We start from the raw sequence: 17,112 nt of genomic DNA, 5'->3' as shown, positions 1-17,112 counted from the left end.
CATGGCGCGTGGCGAGGGGAAACTTCCGGGCGGCCCAGCGTCATGACTTGGCCGAACCGAGATCACTAACCAAGTGGCTCACGGCTTCGCTGGCGGACTGGGCCAGCGCAGCGCTTTCGGTGACCGCCTCGGCCAAGGCCTGATTGGCGACGGCGAGCGCCTCCGCATCTCGACGACCGCTGGCCAGCTCACCGCGGACCGCCGCACGGGCGGCGGCTAGCTGTTCACTCATTTGGTCCAGTTCGCCGTGCATGCCTTTCACGTCATCCAGGGCGTCGTTGATCTGCTCGCCGCGCCACAGGGCCAGCAGGTGGCTCATATGCAGCTGCCAGGCCGGCACCGTCTGATCGAGCACCGCCCCGACGCGGCTGTGGAGACCTTTGCTGGCATGCTGTGCCGTGAGCAGCGTCGCGAGCGCCTGCTGCGCAAGCACATGACTGATGCTCAGATCCTCGCAGCGACCGAGCAACTCATCCAGCCTCGCGCCGCTGATGTCGCTCGAGGGGTCTTTGAGCCCGGCCAGCTTGTAGCGACCCGCCTTTTCGTAGCGGGCGACCTGGGTTAACGCCTCACGGCACTGCTCGAGCAGGCGATCCATGGCCACCACTTCGGTGAGCAGCTCGGTTTTGCGGCGCTCTAGGGTCGCAGCGGCCGCGTCGATACGATTGACCACCTCAGCGACATCGCGCAGCAATCGCCGGCGCCGTGAACCCAGTAGACGGCCGAGCCAGCTGCTGCCCGTGTCGGGCTGAAACTGACGGATGACGGCGAGCATGTCGTCCAGGTCCTGGCTCGCTTTGCTCGGCCCACCGGCGGACGCGAGTTTCATCATGCGTCGGGTGACCCGGGAAAGCAGGCGCTGTGCCTTCACGCCAAAGAAAATGATCGACTGGGAATCGGTCAGGTCCAGCTCAGCGAGGAGCTTGTCCCGAGTCTGCGCATCCAGAGGGACGTTCGCCAGATCCGCCTGCGGTACCGCGGCAGCCGGCGAAGACACCGCACCTGACTGCTCGGGCTTCAGGGTCCGGCTGCTGTCAGACACCCTCTCGCTCGATCTGGGTCTTCAGGACTTCGATCTGCACATCCAGATCCATCATCTCGTCCTCCAGGAGGCGCTCGCGCTGCTGATCAAACGCGCCTTCAATGGTCTCCAGGACGCTGCGAAACTTCTCTTCCAGCGCCTGATCGCCCGCCTGCGGGTGCGTCCGGGCAAAGCCCCGGGCAACCCGCTCAGCGCCCTCAAGGTAATTGCTCAGAAACCGGCGGGCGCTGCCGAGCTGCGCCGGCTGTTTTTCCAGCACATCCAGCACGCCGCGCGCCTTATCGGTGATGCGATCGAGCCGCTGCGTCAGCTCAGCGCACTGAATCTCGCTGTTCGCCTGCTCAATCGCCAGGATCTTTTGCTCGGCCAACGCAAGCACCTGGGCACCGGCGGCATCGAGCTGTGCTGACCGAGAAGGCCTCGGGTCCAGTCCGTAGAGCAGGAGGGACCCGCTCAGCGCACCCAGCCCAAAAGCCACCGCGTCAAACAATCCGTTCGCAGACAGGGTCAGCGCGCTGAGGGTGGTCGCCCCACCCACGAGGAGTGAACTCAGCAGCTTCAACGGCGCCGGCGCTTTTATTACATGCCGACGCTGGGCAAAAGCCATCTCCTCCAGCATCCCTTTGCGCATCAGCACCGCAGCGGTCATGAAAATGGCCAGGCATCCGGCGCTACTCGCCAGGCGCAGCAGGTCCCCGCTCACCACCGCGGCGAGCACAACGGCCAGCAGCGGCAGCGGCAGCACAAATAGCATGAGGGCCTGCGGCGTGCGTGGCGGCAGCGGCGCAACGGGAGGCTTGTTCATGTCACAACGCCAGGATTGAGGTGTAGCCGACGGTCCACAGCAGCAGCATGACGCCGACAAATTTTCGCAGGAAGGTAGTCATGCTTGTCATTGTACCGTGCCCGCCTCCTGCCGGCGCGTGTCGATCAGCCTGGGCGAGGGCCATCCGCCGGGGAGATCTGGCGAAACGTCAGATTCATTCGGGGTGCCACGGTCCGCTGGGTTCGGGTGATTGCGTGCTGCCAGTGTTCCTGCGTTTGGCCTTGCATCACCAGCAGACTCCCGTGGGTCAGATCCAGGTGAAAACTCTGGTGCGACCGGTCGACCCGCCGAAAGCGCATTCGTCGGGTCGCACCCAGGCTAAGCGACGCAATCACCGGCTGCCGTCCGAGCTCCCGCTCGTTGTCCGCGTGCCACCCCATCGCGTCCTGTCCATCGCGATAGAGGTTGGCCAGAACCGAGTTAAACGGATGGCCACAGGCGCTGGCGAGCCAGCGCCGAAGCGACGCCAGCGTGGGGCTCCAGGGCTGCGGCGCGTGATTGACGCCGGAGTAGCGGTAGTCGGTGCCAGGGTCGCCGTACCAGGCGATGAGGCGTGGTACCGGCACCTCCCGCCCGTACATCTTGAGCGTCTCGCCACGCCAGGAGATCTCCGTTGTCAGCTCAGCCAGCCATCGATCGGCCTGCTCGGGATCGACAGCCTGGGGCGCCCAGCGGAGGCTGGCGCCGGCGAGTTCGATACATTCAAAGCGAGGTGCGGTCAACGAAACCACGATTCTGAGATCTTAAGAGCAGCGGCTGGAAGACAAATTAAACCCTTTTGCCCGCCTGATCGTCCAACCCCCCAGCAACAGCAGCCATAGCGCTGCTCCAAAAAGCGAGTCCAAGGGAGACATCATGAAACGCACCGGCCTAATTCTTACCGCATCCATTCTGTTGAGCTGCACCTCAGCGTTCGGCGCCAACATCAAGGTCGAAGACGGCGTGTCGGCGCCGAACTCTGACTATAACTCGGTCAACAAGAGCGTCCAGATCGGGCGCGACGCCGAAATCGGCGACATCGATTCGGTCAATGGCGCTATCCGTGTCGGCAGTGGTGCGCTGGTTAAAAACATCGAGTCAGTCAACGGGTCGGTCAAGCTGCGCAGCGGCGCCAGCGTCAACGCCATTGAGGTGGTGAATGGTTCGATCGACCTCGAATCGGACGTAATCGTTTCCCAGAGCGTTGAGAGCGTCAACGGACGGATCCGCACTAACCAGGGGGTGACCATCGGCGAGGACGTGAAAACCGTCAACGGCGGCATCGACATGACGGGCACCACGGTTCAGGGCAGCGTGGAAACCTATAACGGCGACCTCGAGCTGGTCAACACCGAAGTGCTCGGCGACCTGAGGGTGACCAAGTCCAAAGGCTGGGGCTGGAATCGCAAAAAGTCCAAGCCAAATCAAATTGTCATCGGTGCCAACACCGTCATCCACGGCGATCTCTATTTTGAGAAGCCGGTGAAGCTCACGGTGCACCCGAGCGCAACCGTCGGCGAGATCTTCGGCGAAGAGGTCCAGCGCGGAGACATGAGATAAGGGGCCACCAGTCCCCGCACAGCAGGCCGGCGAACTTCGCCGGCCTGCGCGTTTCTGGGCAGGTTGCGTCCTTACACCGCCCAACTCCGGCGCCAGCGCCCCAAATGCTTGACGATGCTTGAGCCGGACGCGCGTCCCTGACAAGATGCGGGTCCTGCTAACGATTCGGCTGTTCCGGGATCCGCTATTCCATGACGCTGTTGAGACGCCTGGCTGTCGCCTGGGCCATCACAGGCTTTTCTTTACTGCTTGGCGTTGCGCTGCTGAGGCTTACGGCGCGTACCCTCGAGGGCTTTACCTACACGTTTACGTGGCATCACTGGCTGGTCCTGTCCGCTGGTGCCCTGTTTATGGCCTACACGGAGGGCTATCGGGGTTTTCAGCTGAAGTTCTCCCCGCGCTTCGCCGACCGCGTGCTGGCTCTTCGCCGAGCCGGGACGCTGACGCAATGTCTACTCGCGCCGTTTTACGCGATGGGCTTTTTTGCGGCACCGCGGCGAGTTGTGATCACGGCCTGGCTGCTCACGGTTATGATCGTGTGCCTGGTGCTGCTGCTGAAGCTGGTGCCGCAACCCTGGCGGGGGATTGCCGACGCTGGAGTCGTCATCGGGCTGGGTTGGGGTCTGATTGCTACCCTATGGATGACGGCGGATCGACTGCGCCGGCGGCCTGACTTCTCCCCGGCCGCAACGGCGTATCCGGAATCCGCTGCACCTTAGGTTCAGTCGCGCTTTCGTCGGAAAACCCGAAACGGCGAACCGCACCCGCCTGCTATACTCGTGGATGATGCTGTTTGTGACGCTCATTGCTGCCGCCCTGGCGGCGCCGGGCGGTGCCCCTGACACCGCAAGGGCAACTGCGGGCGTGGGCAGCACCGGGGTCAGCGGCAGCCGCACCGTGATTGGACCCGACAACACCTTCCTTGCTGATGGCTCGATGGCGCTGCTCGCTGGAGACTATGCCGAGGGCGTGCGCCTCACAGAAATTGGGCTTCGCATGGCCAGATCCGACAGCGAGCGCTCCGCTGCATACTCCAACCTGTGCGCCGGCCACATCAAGCTAGAGCATTTTGATCTGGCGCTGGAGCAATGTGACCTCGCGCTGGAGCTAAAACCCAACCAGTGGCGGGCCCACAGCAACCGGGCCAACGTGCTGCTGAATCTCGGTCGGCTCGAGGAGGCCGAGGCAGCGGTTGAGGCAGGCCTCAAGATTCGGCCCAATTCTCAGACGCTGCTGCGCGTGCTGGACGCTGCTCGGCTGGAGCGCTACCGGCCGACGGTAACGATCTCCGATGATCCCTGAGCTGCTGCTGGTGCTGGCGTCAGCGACGCTGGTCGAAGACCAGCCGCCAGTCAACGGTGCTGATGAACTGCCGCTCGACGTCCCGCCGGTACCCGTGCGGGTGCCCACTCCCGACTATCCCCGCAACGCCATTCGCCGCGAACTGAGCGGTCGAACCGTCGCCTGCTTTACCGTCGACAAACGCGGCAAGGTCAGAAACCCACAGGTGGTGCAGTCGTCTAACGACCTGTTCAGCAAACCCACCCTCAAAGCCGTCCGCAAGGCGTCGTTTAAGCCGGCCCGCCGCGGCAATGATTCGGTGGCGGCCAACTATTGCCGCACGTTTCGCTTCAGCCTTGAGCAGCGCTAGTGAACCGTCTGGCTCACTAGCCAGCTCCTACTCCCGACAGCTGGCGGGCAGCACCTTGTCCGGCAGCGTGGCGCTAAAGCAGCTCCAGGTGACCATACCGTCGGCGTCCACGCTAGGCAGAAACTCCAGCGAACCGAAAGCCAGCGGCCCGGGAGCCCCTTCGCCAAATTCAATGATCAACGCACCAGTCTCCGCGTTGTAGTCGACCTCCGCGCCGGCAAGTTGAGGCTGGTCGTCGAGGCTATCGGGGAAGCGCCTTTCCTCGAGGTAGTGCATCTCAACGGCAAGCTGCTGCGAACCGACCGAAAGCATGGCGGCAGAAACCTGGGCGCGCACCTGGTAGTCCTGATACGCCGGGATTGCCACGGCGCTCACAATCCCAAGACCGGCCGCAACCACCATGGCGTTGCCCCCGCCCAGCACCTCGAGCGGCGAGGCCTGGTAGGTCAGGTGCAATGCCAGGCTCTCGGGGCTTGAGTCCAACCCCAGCGCTATGCCGCCCGGATCACCCGGACCCGCGTCCTGCCAGGTCGGCAGCTCAAACGGATCGATCGACACGTTGGCCAGATCGGCGAGTACCATCAGCAGCTCGAGATAGAAATGGTACGCATCGCGCGCACCGTAGGCATTGCGTTTAGCCAGCAGCAAAACGGACTTCTCCGGGTCGACACCCACCGACTCTGTGAGCCAGCGGTCCACGTCGTACGCGGCCCCCAGCGAGCTGCGAGACATCAGCACCTGCGGCACCGAGGCTGCGACCATGTAGTCGTCCTCGTCCTGCCAGAAAAGATGGGCCGAAATGCGGTCGGTGACCTCCAGCGCCAGCTTGACCGGCGGCGGCACGTCCTCCGCGGCCAGCTCCTCATCGAAGGGAAATGAGGTCGGGAGTTTCAGATAGGAAACCGTTTCGCCGCCGGTCGTGCGGCGCTCGATTCGGTTGCCGGAGGAGGTCTGCAGGGCTTCCAGCAGCTCGTCCATCGCCCCTTGATCCCGGACCTGGTAGCCGCCCCAGACGCCCGACTGGTCGCTCATGTAGACATACTGCGGCCCAAGCGCCTGCAGGAGCAGGCTGGGATCTGCGCCCAGAATCAGCGACAAGCCTTCGTTCACCTGCGCCATCGCGTCAGCAAATTCCGTGGGGTCGGGCAGCTGAGTGCGGAACAGCGCCATACCCGCGGCGAGGTCCTCTGCCGTGGGCAGCGCAATGCGCACCATCAGATCTGGCGGTCCTGCAGACTTGAGCCCCACGGCAGCCGAAGGACGCGGCAAGAGCTTCCGGAAACCCACCTCGGGCATCTTGAGCTCAAGCAGCAGCTGTCCGTGGCCGTCTCGAGCCACGCTGGCCAGGTGGAGAGCCTCCATGGCGCTGATTCCCAGTGCGTCCAGCCGCTGGCGTTCCTCGGCGGGCACCATCGGGCTGACCTGCGGCCACAGCCGCGCGATGTCGACCCACATGGAAAGTCCCCGCCCGCTTTGGTCCCGAGGCTGTTCCCACGCATGAACCGGGTTGTCGGTTGGCTCAGCTGCCAGGCGTTCGCGGAAATACTGGGCGGTGGCGGATGCGCCGGTGAACATCCGGAGTCGCTTGTTGTCCGCAGCATAATGGACGTATACGGGCAGCGGACCGGCGAGGATGGTAGAGACCCCCTGCTCGTCTTCCGGCGAAAGACGCCGGAGCTGAGGGTGAAGGGAAAGCAGATCCTCCAGCAGTTCAGGGAATGTCTGATCGCCCGACAGCCTGAGGCTCGCCCCGATCAGGAAGTTGGGTACCAGCGATCCGTCAGGCGGCAACGTCGCGGCCACTTCCAGCGGCGAGTCGATGGCGTCAAACAACAGCTTTAGCGGCGCGGCGGCGACGGGCGGCAGCTGGCTCCAGATGTTGTCGGTCAGGCCCTGGCGGATCTTTGCCAGCTGCGCCTGATGCGCGGCGCTGGCCTTGACGTTATTCATCGCGTCCCCGCCGGGCTGGGAAAGTCCATCCCACAGCAACGGCACGCGAAAATAACCGATCGTCTCCGGCGGCAATTCGCGGCTCAGCCAAGCTACATGGGGGACGTCGGTTAGCGCTCGACGTTCCGGCGGTCCGGTTAGCGCAGATCCACCCTCGGGTTCAGTAGAGGTATTACAGCCGCAAAGCGCCGCGGCGGCGAGCGCCGCCGCCGCCAAAGCCAATGACCGTCTCATGAGGCGTTCCTTCCTGGTTGCTCCGCCCCATGATACCCGCAGCGCTCCGATCGGGCATCGCCCGGCGTCGGAACGTTCCCGCGAAACGATCAGCCGCCGCAGTCGCGACCTTCGATGTTGGTCAAAAGACTCAGGTCGAGTGTGCCGCTGCCGCGGCTGCCGAAGTCATAGTCCGCCTGCAGCTCACCGCACTGCGGGGCACGGAAAATCATGTCGCCATACGATTCACGGTCTCCAGAGTTGTCGGAGAAGTCGAGAAACGGGAGCCCTGAGACCCGCTCCATATTCAGCGTGACTTCTGTCTGCCCGGCGTCAAAGAAGCTCACCCCGACCAGCCAAAGGGGCTCGCCGGCCTCGTCAAACGTGAACCAGGCGATAAACAGAAAGCTTCCCGAGGCGTTGTTCCCAACGGTGACAAAAAACCCCTGATCGTTCAGACCCTCTACGGTGTAGGTGCCCGACAGGCTGCCGTCCCAGGCCAGGCCCGAGCCTTCCACCACATCGCCATCGCTCAATAGAAAGATCCGGCCGCGCAGATCCCGCGACGCCGAAACGTAGATATTGCCCCGCTGGTCCTGGCCAAACGTCAGGATGTTGCCGATGGTGCCCGAGTCCAGCAGCAGCTCGTTTTCCCACTGTCCGTTCACCTGCTGCAGCGACCAGATCCGGCCGCTGCAGAAGTCGCCGTAAACGTACCGGCCCTGCAGTGCCGGGTAGTCAGCGCCTCGGTAGACCTCACCGCCGGTCACCGAGCACTCGCCGTCGCCGTGCTCGTAGTCAAAAACGGGAAAGGTCAGGCTTGGGTCACCCCCGCTGCCGCCTTCAAACAGCGGCCATCCATAGTTCTCGCCGCCGGCGGAAGCCGCCAACTGAACGTTGATTTCTTCAATCGCGTTCTGGCCCACGTCAGCGATATAAAGATCACCGTTCGCGTCATCGAAGGTGATCCGCCACGGGTTGCGCAGGCCGTACGCCCAGATTTCGTTTCGGCCCTCAGCATCGTTGAGAAACGGGTTGCCAGCTGGAATCTGGTACGGCCCCGGTTGGCTCACGTCCAGCCGGAGAATTGTCCCCAGCAGCGTGCCGCGATCCTGGCCGTTGTTGTATTGATCATTGGCGCCACCGCCGTCACCCACGCTCAGGTAGAGCAAGCCGTCGGGCCCAAACGCCAGTCGGCCACCATTGTGGTTGACATCGGGCTGGATCATGGTCAGCAGGATCTCTTCCGAAGCCGGGTCAGCTATATTGGGATCGGCCGTCACCTGGAACCGCGACAGGACCGTGCTGCCCAAGTTATCGGTGTAGTAGGCATAAAAAAGACCGGAGCTGGCGTAGTCGGGTGCAAAGGCCAGACTCAACAAACCCTGCTCGTTAAACGTGACCCCGACCCGGGCGTCGATATCCAGGAACGGGGTTTCCAGCAGCGTGCCGTCCTGCAAAATGCGAATCTCGCCGCGTTTGTCGACCAGGAAGACCCGCTGACTGTTGTCCCCGGCGTGCCGGATATCGACCACGTTACTGAGCTGAACCACCTCCGTCAGACGCAGGTCAATTTGGGCCCCGGTCTGGCCGGCGAGCCCCAACCCCAGCAAAAAGATGATCCAACGCATCGGTTTATTCCTCTGGTTTCTCTACCGTAAGTATCGTAGGTCGGTCGCGGCGTGGCAATGCCCGAATTTATTGAATCGACGTCAACCAAAACCCGGCCATATGCATTAACTTAGCGCAAACCCGAGAAACCGCCATGAACGCACCCGAACTTCGCCAAGCCATCGACGTCCTCCAGCAGCAGCGGTATGCCGGGCCAACGCCTGCGTGGCCCGAGCCCCGACGACGCTTTGCGCGCCCGCCCCTGCTCTTTGCCGGCGCCGCCGCAGCGGCCCTTGTGGCGGCAGTGCTGCTGCCGAAGCTGGCGACCGAATCCGCCTTTGGGGCGGACTACAAGCCTAGGCCCAGTGCCTACAGCGCCCTCAAGCAGGCGCGCAGCGCGCTGCCTGGCGAAGCGGCACCCGGGACAGGCGCTCTCACCCTGACCCGTCTGCCGCCCCGTCCCGCGAAGCAGTCAGGCTTTGCAGCCGATCAGACCGAAGCCAGCGTTCAGCTGAAGTCCAGCGAGATCGTCGGCTGAGCACTGACGGCTCGGTGACCGCTACCCCAGTTGATGACTGGGATCTGGCCAGCCGCGCGGATCCCGAAGCGATGGACCAGCTCTTCCGTCGCCACCGGGACTTTGTCTTTCGCGTGCTGCTCTCGCAGACGGGCAGCCGCGCCACCGCAGAAGATCTGACCCAGGAGGTGTTTCTGCGGGTCGCCACCCGGCGCAAACCGTTTTTCAAAGGCGCTAGATTCACGACGTTTCTGTTCCGGATCGCCGCCAATCTCGCTCGAGATCAGCAGCGCCGGCTGCGCCGCGAGGTGGCACTAGAGGAGCACCACCAGGAGCCAGCGCCGCACGTACCGGAGACGGCGGCTGGGGAAGACGCCGCCCTGCTCCGAACCTTGGCGGCAGCGCTCGCCCGCCTGCCGGAGCGGCAGCGTGACGTCATCATCTTTCGAGAGCTGGAGGGGCTGAGCAACGACGAGACGGCGCGGGCCTTAGGCATCAGCGGTGGGTCGGTCAAAACCCATCGGTCGCGGGCCCTGAAACAGCTGCGAAAACACTTTGTGATTCCCTAAACCGTACACCTAACTATCACTGACCCAAAGGAGAAACTGCCATGATTCGACGCACAACCCTGCTGACGACCGCCATCCTTGCGAGCCTGTGGCTGACACCCGTCCGCGCCCAGGACGCCAACGCGGCCCAGTTTGTCACCCTGATGAACGACTACCTGAGCCTTGCGGACAAGGTGGTAGACACCGCCGAGCGCCGTGAGGCGGCGGTATTTCTGGCCATCGAGGGCATTTTTGAGGTTTACGAGCAGCGGCGCGATGCGCCGAGCGCTGTTCAGCATCTCAATCGAATTCTCGACAGCTACGAAAACGATCGGGTGGTCCGAAACCTGGTGCGTTTCAAGCTGCGCGACATTTTCAAGGAAACCGGTGACGCCGAAAAAGCCCTGGAGCAGCTCGATCTGATTATCGCGGAGAACGCTCGCCCGTAAGTCGGCGTTGGGTGGAGTACTGGCATTGGCACCGCAGTTTTCGTAGATTGCTGCAACGTCAAGGATAGGCATCCACCGAATGGTCCTGATCAGACTCGCGGCAGCGGCGCGCCAAGCGACGCAGGCCTCAATCCGGGCCCTGGGCTTTAAGCCGAGGCTCACCCGCTGGCTGCCGGTCGCCGTTCTGGCGGTTGCGATGGTCTACCCGGCGGCAGCACAGCAGCCGGCAACCCGGCCGCTGTCCCAGGCGCTGGCCCAGCGAGCGCTGACGCAGTCGGCCACAACGTTTGAGCGCGAGTTCGTGGACCTGCTCACGCGAAACCGCCAGCCCGAAGCGCTCGCGGGCGCGTTGCGCCAGACGTTGCTGCAGCTTCGTGATCAGCCACCCACGCCAGCCGGCCGCTGGCTGGTCGACTACCTCAGAGACGCGCCGGCCCTGGTGCTGGCACCCCATCCCGAACGTGCTGCGGTACTGCATGATCCCCACGGGCTCACCGCCGTTGCCGAGGGAACCCACAATGCCTGGATCTGGCAAGACTGGCGACGGCAGATGATCGAAAGTGGTCAGACAGGCGCATGGCAACGGCTCGAAGAGCTGAAGCGTTTGAGCGGAACACCGGCACAGCAGGCCGCCATCCGCGGCGCGGCAGCAGGTCTGCGGGAGCTGCCGCCAGAAACTCTGGCGCACCCCCGGCTCAAGATGCACCTTGAGAATAATCCCGCGCTGGCGCCCCTCACACTTGCGGTTGTCGAGCTGACCGGCGACGCACAGCTCCTCCAGACCGCCAGCGAGCGCTGGCCGCAGGGTGAACGGGCGGCCCTGAGCCTCAAGCTCGCGTCGCTGCTGGGCACCGAAAAAGCGCTCGCCGTCTGGCGGCGCCAGCTCACTGACGCCGGCCCGCTGCAGCCCTTTGCGCGGCAGGCCGTGACGCTGCTGGCGCGGCAACCCGGCCTCTCTCCGGAGCAGGCGAACAAGATCCAACAGCTGCTGGAGCAGCACCCGTGAGTCGCGACGGCGGAGTCTCAATGTTCGCATCGAAACTGCTGGTCGCGGCGGCTGTGGCGCTCGCACCGGGAGCGGTTAGGCCCCAGGTGCTGACCGAATGGACGGAAGAAGCGGGCACGCTCGGGCTCGGGTTCCCGGTCCCGATCCCGGTTGACACCGCCCTGCCCTTCGCTGGTTTTCGCACCTACAGCGGCCTGCATGAACGGCACCAGTCGCTCATGATGGACAACGACGTGGTGAGCGGCACGATCGTTGGGCAAACCCTCAACGGCCGCGATATCTGGACCTATCAGCTGGGGGACAGCAACGCCCTGACCGCTACCGGGCTGCCCGAGGGCGCGGTGCTGACGCAGGGAACGATCCACGCGCGCGAATGGCAGTCGCCGGAGGTCCTGACCGGGATTATGGAGCAGCTGGTGGCCCAGCAGGATGACGGTTTTCTCTACCGCTATCTGCTGGACAATCTCAACATGGTGCTGACGCCCGTACTCAATATCGACGGCTTCCTGCAGACCCAGCGTTTCCCAACTCAGGTTCAGCTCAACGGCGGCTCACCGCGCGACGGTCGGATGCGCCGAAAAAACATGCGTGACGTGGATGAGGATCTCTTCAGCGTTGCCGACTACCTGCTGGGCGTCGACCTCAACCGCAACAACCCGCCCTTCTGGGCATCCTCCGGCTCCAGCTCCTTCAATCCGACCTCGCTCGTCTATCACGGCACCGAGGCAAACTCTGAGGCGGAGACACAGGCGATGGTGGCATCTGCGGAGCTCGGCCCCGGCGACCGGCTGCGGATGTACACCGACGTGCATTCTTTTAGCCAGGTCCACTTTTCGGTACTGACCGACAACGTCCGACGGAACCAGATCCAGGGCGCCTTACTTTCCGACTTCAGCAACTTCCATCAACGCCTGCCCGGGGACCGGTTTTATGTGGACGTTCCCAGCGGACCCGGCCGCGGCATTGGCTCGACAGACGAATACTTCGCCGAGACCTTTCAGATCCCCAGCTGGACACTGGAGATCGAACCCTCGGGCAACCTGCAGCCGGACGCACATCCCGACCTCCCCGGCTGCAGCGCCGACTACGGCGGCTTTGCGAGCAACTGCAACGACGGATTTATTTTGCCGGAATCGGAAATTCAGCGGGTGCGGGAGAATCTCGCCCAGACGTTTCCAATCGCCTATTACCACCAGGCCGGCCCGCCGTCGGTCAGCGCGGTTCGCTGGTTCGAGCCAACGTCCGGCGCCGTGGTTGCCGACGTGGAGTGGGACGTGACCAGCCCGACCAGCCGGGTCCTCTACGTCAATCAGCTCCAGCCGCTCGCCCTGGATCAGCCTTATGAGCTCTGGGTGGCCTTTGACAAACCGATGCGCTGGCGCGACGCCGAGGGCTCCGTCGCCGCCCTGCCCGGGCAAAGCCTGGCGCAGCTTTCGGTCACCACCGAACTCAGCATCGGCGATGCCACGACGAACCCGGTGGTCGGCGGTCTACGCTGGCTCGACGAACCCGGCGCTGGCGCGCAGGGTTTCTATCGCTACCGGGACGACACCGCGCTGATCAGCTTTACGCTTCGCTCCAACGATCTCGGCGCCGCCGTCAGCGGCGAGACCACCGCAACCCTGGGGATCGATGCCCGGGATCTCGTCGGACTGCGGACCGATGCCGATCCGGCCACACCGGTGGACTGGGGCGACGGCAGCTGGCAGGGCTACGAAAACGCTGACGGCGAAGCCGGTGATGCGGGCGGCCGGGATAACCAGCTAAGTTTCTCCGTCACCGATCAGCCGGTGCCGGCACCCTTCGTGCTGGAGCCGGGGATCAGCGCCGCCTGGTTCGATCCGGCGCGCAATGGCGAGGGGTTTCTGATCGAAATCCTCGCGGCAAACCGGGCCGTCGTCTATTGGTTTACCTATGATGAGCTGGGCGAGCAGCGGTGGTTTATCGGCACGGGCGACGTCCGCGGCAACGAGCTGTATTTTCCCGAGCTTCTGGAAGCGCGCGGCGGCATCTTCGGTCCTGATTTTGATCCCGACCAGGTGGTGCTCACCGATGCGGGCAGCGCCAGCTTTCTCTGGGGAGACTGCGCGAGCGCCGGCATGCGGCACAACGTCGACGTGCGAAACCGGCGTCAGGACCTCATCCGCCTGACGGAACTAGCCAGCCTGCCCTGCGGCCAACCGGTTGCCAAGGGCGCCACCGCCGCCAACATCAGCGGATCGTGGTTTAACGCCCAGCGCAGCGGTGAGGGATTTGTTGTCGAGGCGCTCAGTGATACCCGGGCGCTGGTGTACTGGTTCACGTACGACCAAAACGGTAACCAGGCCTGGATCTTCTCTGACGGGGTGCTCGACGGCAGCACCCTGACCGTCAACGAGGCGCTGATCAGCTCAGGCGGACGCTTCGGCGAAAACTTCGATCCCGCTGAGGTTGTCTTCGACCCCTGGGGTAGCCTCACCTTTGACTTCGGCTGCACCTCTGCGAGCGTCAGCTACGACTCGGAGCTGGAAGGCTTCGGCTCAGGCAGCATCACGCTGGAACGCCTGACCGTTCTTGACGGCCTCGCCGACTGTACCGAGACACCCTGACCGCCTCTCACCACAGCCAGACGGTTATGGTCTAATAGCGCCAGCCTCGGTTGCGGGAATTTCATGGCACAGCAGCAGGAAGACGCTGACGTTCGGGTCGGCGTCGAGAATCTGAAGATCGGCATGTACGTCGCTCGCCTGGATCGTCCCTGGGAGGAGTCGCCCTTTACCCTGCAGGGCATGTGGATTGAAACCCCCGAAGATATTCAGCGCCTCCGCAAAACCTGTCGGTATGTGTTTGTCAGTCAACGCCTGTCCACCGAGCACATTCCCAGAGAGGCAATCTCGCTAGCGCCGACCGAGGATTCCGAAGAGCAGGATCTGGGCAGTATTGCGGGCAAGGTGAAGTTTCATTCCCGGCGCCGGATGGATGAATGGGTCAAAGGCAAGACCCCGCCAGGGCAGCGCGAGATCCAGGTGGTACGCCACGTGGACTCCGTGCCGGTGTCCAAAGAGCTCAGCGACGCCCGCGTTGCGGTAGCCGATCTCGAAGCCTCCATCGCTTTTGCGGTGGAGTCGATCTCCAGCGGCGAGGCCATCAACTTCCGTGCGATTAGCAGCGCCACCAAGGAGCTGGCTCGCAGCCTGATCCGCAATCCAGACGCGGCGATTGGCCTTGCCATGGGCCGAAAACAGATCCCCTACACCCTGCGTCACTGCGTGAACATGGCGGTCTGGGCGATGGCGCTAGGGCGCCAGCTCGGGCTGCCCGCTGACGACCTCACCCTGCTCGGCCTCGGCGCCACGCTGTGCGACCTGGGCCGAGAAAAGCTGCCCACCGAGCTGCTTGAGCGTCCCGGCAGCCTGAGCCACTGGGAACTCGGCGTAATCCGGGAACATGTCGCGTTCAGCCTGGAGCTGCTCGAGTCGGGCGACGAGCTCGACCCGGCGGTACTTGCGATGGTGGCGCAGCATCACGAACATCTGGACGGCAGCGGCTATCCCCAAAGCCTCAAGGGGCGCATGATTGATCTCTACGCGCGCATCGCCCGGATTGCGGACTGCTTTGAGGCCATGATCACCAACAGCCCCTATCGCACCGCCCTGCCGGTGTCGCAGGCTGTCAAGCAGCTCTACGCGCTGCGCGGCACCCACTTCCAGCGGGGGCTGGTGGAATCGTTCATCTCGGCGATCGGGATCTATCCTGCCGGTACGACGGTTCGGCTGTCGAGCAAGGAATGCGGTGTAGTTATCAGTGACTCCCGTTCCAAGCACCTCAAACCCGTCGTTTGGAGAATGCTGGACGAAGACGGGCTCGCCTTCGGCCGCCCGGGCGCGCTCGACCTCAGCAGCGACACCAAGAAGCGTCAGATCGTCAAAGACTTCACCGACGGTGAGCTCGGCATCTCAGCGCGATCCTACTTCTGCTAGCGAATCACGTACCCGCCCGTTTCGCCTACTGTTTCACCACGCTGTATTGAATGGTTGTTTTGTTGCCCTGCGCCGGCGCCTGCGAGACCTGCGCCGTGAGCCTGACGCCGCCCCGGTCCAGGGTCAGCACCTGCATCGTTTCGGTGTCTACCGTGGCCGCGCCATTCCACCCTGCCTGCGTCAGCAGGGATAGCGTTTCCTGGCTTACCGCGACGACGCTGAGTTCCGATACGTAGATCGCGGTCGCCGGCCCCTCATAGAGAGTCGTTGTATCGGCAACCCGCGGCAAATCTGCCGGCTTTGCGGAACCGTGCGGCGTCAGCGACACCATCGCCCGTCGATCCTCGTTGCTGTCATTTTGGCCTAAATACAGGCTCAGGCTCTCTCCGCTGCGCGTGTAGCTGCCGGACAGGTAGGTCGCGTCGTCGGTGGTCAGATCGCCGGCGGCCTTCCAGCCGCGCTCGGCCAGGAGGTCCTGATAGAACGCCGTAAGCTCCGCGAGGGTGCTGGACGAGTAATAGGTGATCCCACCACCAGCGCCACCCATCACGGTGACCATACCAAGCTTGGGCATCTCGGCCAGCTCTCCGGTGGGTATGTTCGCCAGGAGGCCCGGCTCAGCCGCCGAGGTCTGCTCGCTGGCCTCAACCGACTCGCCACCGGCACCCGCGGCAAGCAGCACGGCCTCGATGTCCTCCATGCCCTGAACACGGGCCCGGTCAAGCGGCGTCTGGCCCTGCTCGGAGGGTATGGTGAAATCCGCGCCCGCGTCGATCATCGCCTGCACCAGCTTCGGGGTGCCGTAGTCGATGACGCTGAACAGCGCCGGTTCTCCCCAGCCATTTTTGACGTTTGGGTTGGCACCGGCGAGAAGCAATCGACCCACAATCGCCGCTGAGCTCGCGCCCTTGATCAGCGGGTAGTTCCCGTCAACGCCCGCGTTAGGATCGGCACCTGCATCCAGCAGCGCGGCGACGGCCGGTTCGGTACCCTGCTCCGCAGCAAAGGTGAGCGGCGTGTAAAAGCGATCGCCTAGGTCCAGGTCCGCGCCGCCTTTGGCCAGCAGGGCCAGCGTGGCGGCCGCATCAGACGCATAACCCTGCACGGCCATCAGCGCGGGCGTTGCCCCATCGACGTTGACGGCGTTCATATCCGCCCCCACCTCGACCAGCGCAGACAGCAGCTCCAGATTGTCGTCGGACACGGCAATCAGCACCGGCGTGTTGCCCGCAGAGTTCTGCTCGTTGACCGAGGCACCCGCAGCCGCCAGAGGTGCGATGAGCGCTACCTTTCCCAGCTGGGCCGCCCAGGACAGCGCGTTGTTGCCCTGCAGGTCGGTCAGATTGGGGTTCGCCCCCGCCTGGAGCAGCTGCTGAACCAGCTCAGCGCTGTCGCCCTGCACCGCCCAGCTGAGCGCCGTACGCTGGCGCAGCGTGCTGTTAGGGTCTGCACCGTCGGTCAGCAGCTGCTGGACCGCCGGTACGTCGCCCCACTGCACCGCTTCGATCAGACGCTCATCTAGCGTCTCAGCGCTGGCTTGAGCCCCACCAAGGACGCTCGCCAGCAAAAAAACCATTCCATAGAAGTACTGCCTCATGATTTGACTCCCGCGGCATGTCTAGAAAAAAGAACGCCGCAAAACGGCTCAATCGCACAAAAATGAACGGAAAAAAACCCGGAATACCTCACCTGAACCGGGGCATTCGCCACAATCCGACAGAGCCGGCGCTGTGAACCTTTGTCGCATCCCCGATTTTGCCGGTCGGCATGCTCGACAGGGGTAAAGGCAGGGCCAGATCAG

General features: G+C 63.7%; 16 protein-coding genes. 10 read left to right on the top strand and 6 right to left on the bottom strand.

Translation table 11 applies throughout. From position 1 onward, the window contains the following. Positions 1–40 precede the first annotated feature (40 nt). The 3 genes from AAF358_20050 to AAF358_20040 all read right to left on the bottom strand — a co-directional run bounded on the left by AAF358_20050 (position 41) and on the right by AAF358_20040 (position 2,599). Positions 41–1,042, bottom strand: a complete 1,002-nt coding sequence (locus AAF358_20050; GenBank protein ID MEM7707856.1) for a toxic anion resistance protein — start codon at positions 1,040–1,042, stop codon at positions 41–43. Next, entirely contained in the window at positions 1,035–1,847 is an 813-nt protein-coding gene (locus tag AAF358_20045; protein MEM7707855.1) for a 5-bromo-4-chloroindolyl phosphate hydrolysis family protein, read from the bottom strand. The genes AAF358_20050 and AAF358_20045 overlap by 8 nt, the downstream gene beginning before the upstream one ends. A gap of 125 nt (positions 1,848–1,972) precedes the next feature. Further along, complete coding sequence (locus tag AAF358_20040) at positions 1,973–2,599, bottom strand: alpha-ketoglutarate-dependent dioxygenase AlkB (GenBank protein ID MEM7707854.1); 627 nt, start codon at positions 2,597–2,599, stop codon at positions 1,973–1,975. Between the two features lie 124 nt (positions 2,600–2,723). Between AAF358_20040 and AAF358_20035 the strand changes: the two genes are divergently transcribed. From AAF358_20035 to AAF358_20020, 4 genes are all read left to right on the top strand, one after another. Beyond that, positions 2,724–3,407, top strand: coding sequence for a hypothetical protein (locus AAF358_20035; protein MEM7707853.1), 684 nt, complete (start codon positions 2,724–2,726; stop codon positions 3,405–3,407). Between the two features lie 191 nt (positions 3,408–3,598). Next, positions 3,599–4,126, top strand: a complete 528-nt coding sequence (locus AAF358_20030; GenBank protein MEM7707852.1) for a hypothetical protein — start codon at positions 3,599–3,601, stop codon at positions 4,124–4,126. Positions 4,127–4,190: 64 nt separating this feature from the next. Next, a complete protein-coding gene (locus tag AAF358_20025; GenBank protein ID MEM7707851.1) occupies positions 4,191–4,709 on the top strand; it encodes a tetratricopeptide repeat protein in 519 nt (172 codons plus the stop codon). Beyond that, positions 4,699–5,058: an energy transducer TonB gene (locus tag AAF358_20020; protein ID MEM7707850.1), complete on the top strand. Its 360-nt coding sequence runs from the start codon at positions 4,699–4,701 to the stop codon at positions 5,056–5,058. Before AAF358_20025 ends, AAF358_20020 begins: the two co-directional genes overlap by 11 nt. Before the next feature lie 27 nt (positions 5,059–5,085). Here AAF358_20020 and AAF358_20015 read toward each other — a convergent pair whose 3' ends face one another. Both AAF358_20015 and AAF358_20010 read right to left on the bottom strand, forming a co-directional pair. After that, on the bottom strand, positions 5,086–7,242 hold the full coding sequence (locus tag AAF358_20015) for a pilin (protein ID MEM7707849.1): 2,157 nt from the start codon (positions 7,240–7,242) through the stop codon (positions 5,086–5,088). An 89-nt stretch (positions 7,243–7,331) separates the two neighbouring features. Further along, entirely contained in the window at positions 7,332–8,852 is a 1,521-nt protein-coding gene (locus AAF358_20010) for a PQQ-dependent sugar dehydrogenase (protein ID MEM7707848.1), read from the bottom strand. 134 nt (positions 8,853–8,986) lie between these two features. Between AAF358_20010 and AAF358_20005 the strand changes: the two genes are divergently transcribed. The 6 genes from AAF358_20005 to AAF358_19980 all read left to right on the top strand — a co-directional run bounded on the left by AAF358_20005 (position 8,987) and on the right by AAF358_19980 (position 15,311). Next, a complete protein-coding gene (locus tag AAF358_20005; protein MEM7707847.1) occupies positions 8,987–9,370 on the top strand; it encodes a hypothetical protein in 384 nt (127 codons plus the stop codon). 14 nt (positions 9,371–9,384) lie between these two features. Continuing rightward, the gene (locus tag AAF358_20000) at positions 9,385–9,918 is read left to right on the top strand and encodes an RNA polymerase sigma factor (GenBank protein MEM7707846.1); all 534 of its coding nucleotides are present in this window, start codon (positions 9,385–9,387) and stop codon (positions 9,916–9,918) included. 41 nt (positions 9,919–9,959) lie between these two features. Next, entirely contained in the window at positions 9,960–10,346 is a 387-nt protein-coding gene (locus tag AAF358_19995) for a hypothetical protein (GenBank protein ID MEM7707845.1), read from the top strand. Positions 10,347–10,425: 79 nt separating this feature from the next. Next, positions 10,426–11,352 carry a hypothetical protein gene (locus tag AAF358_19990; protein MEM7707844.1) on the top strand — a complete coding sequence of 309 codons (927 nt, stop codon included), beginning with the start codon at positions 10,426–10,428 and terminating at the stop codon, positions 11,350–11,352. Positions 11,353–11,372: 20 nt separating this feature from the next. Next, positions 11,373–13,940: a M14 family zinc carboxypeptidase gene (locus AAF358_19985; GenBank protein MEM7707843.1), complete on the top strand. Its 2,568-nt coding sequence runs from the start codon at positions 11,373–11,375 to the stop codon at positions 13,938–13,940. Between the two features lie 63 nt (positions 13,941–14,003). Further along, positions 14,004–15,311 carry an HD domain-containing phosphohydrolase gene (locus tag AAF358_19980; protein ID MEM7707842.1) on the top strand — a complete coding sequence of 436 codons (1,308 nt, stop codon included), beginning with the start codon at positions 14,004–14,006 and terminating at the stop codon, positions 15,309–15,311. 25 nt (positions 15,312–15,336) lie between these two features. On the opposite strand, the gene AAF358_19975 is transcribed toward AAF358_19980, so the two are convergent. Further along, positions 15,337–16,908: an ankyrin repeat domain-containing protein gene (locus AAF358_19975; GenBank protein ID MEM7707841.1), complete on the bottom strand. Its 1,572-nt coding sequence runs from the start codon at positions 16,906–16,908 to the stop codon at positions 15,337–15,339. Positions 16,909–17,112: the final 204 nt, after the last annotated feature.

The sequence above is a fragment of the Pseudomonadota bacterium genome, assembly GCA_039033415.1.
GTDB lineage: Bacteria > Pseudomonadota > Gammaproteobacteria > Xanthomonadales > SZUA-38 > JANQOZ01.
Note: the sequence above shows the minus strand (reverse complement) of the source record. Positions and strands in the feature narration are given on the sequence as shown.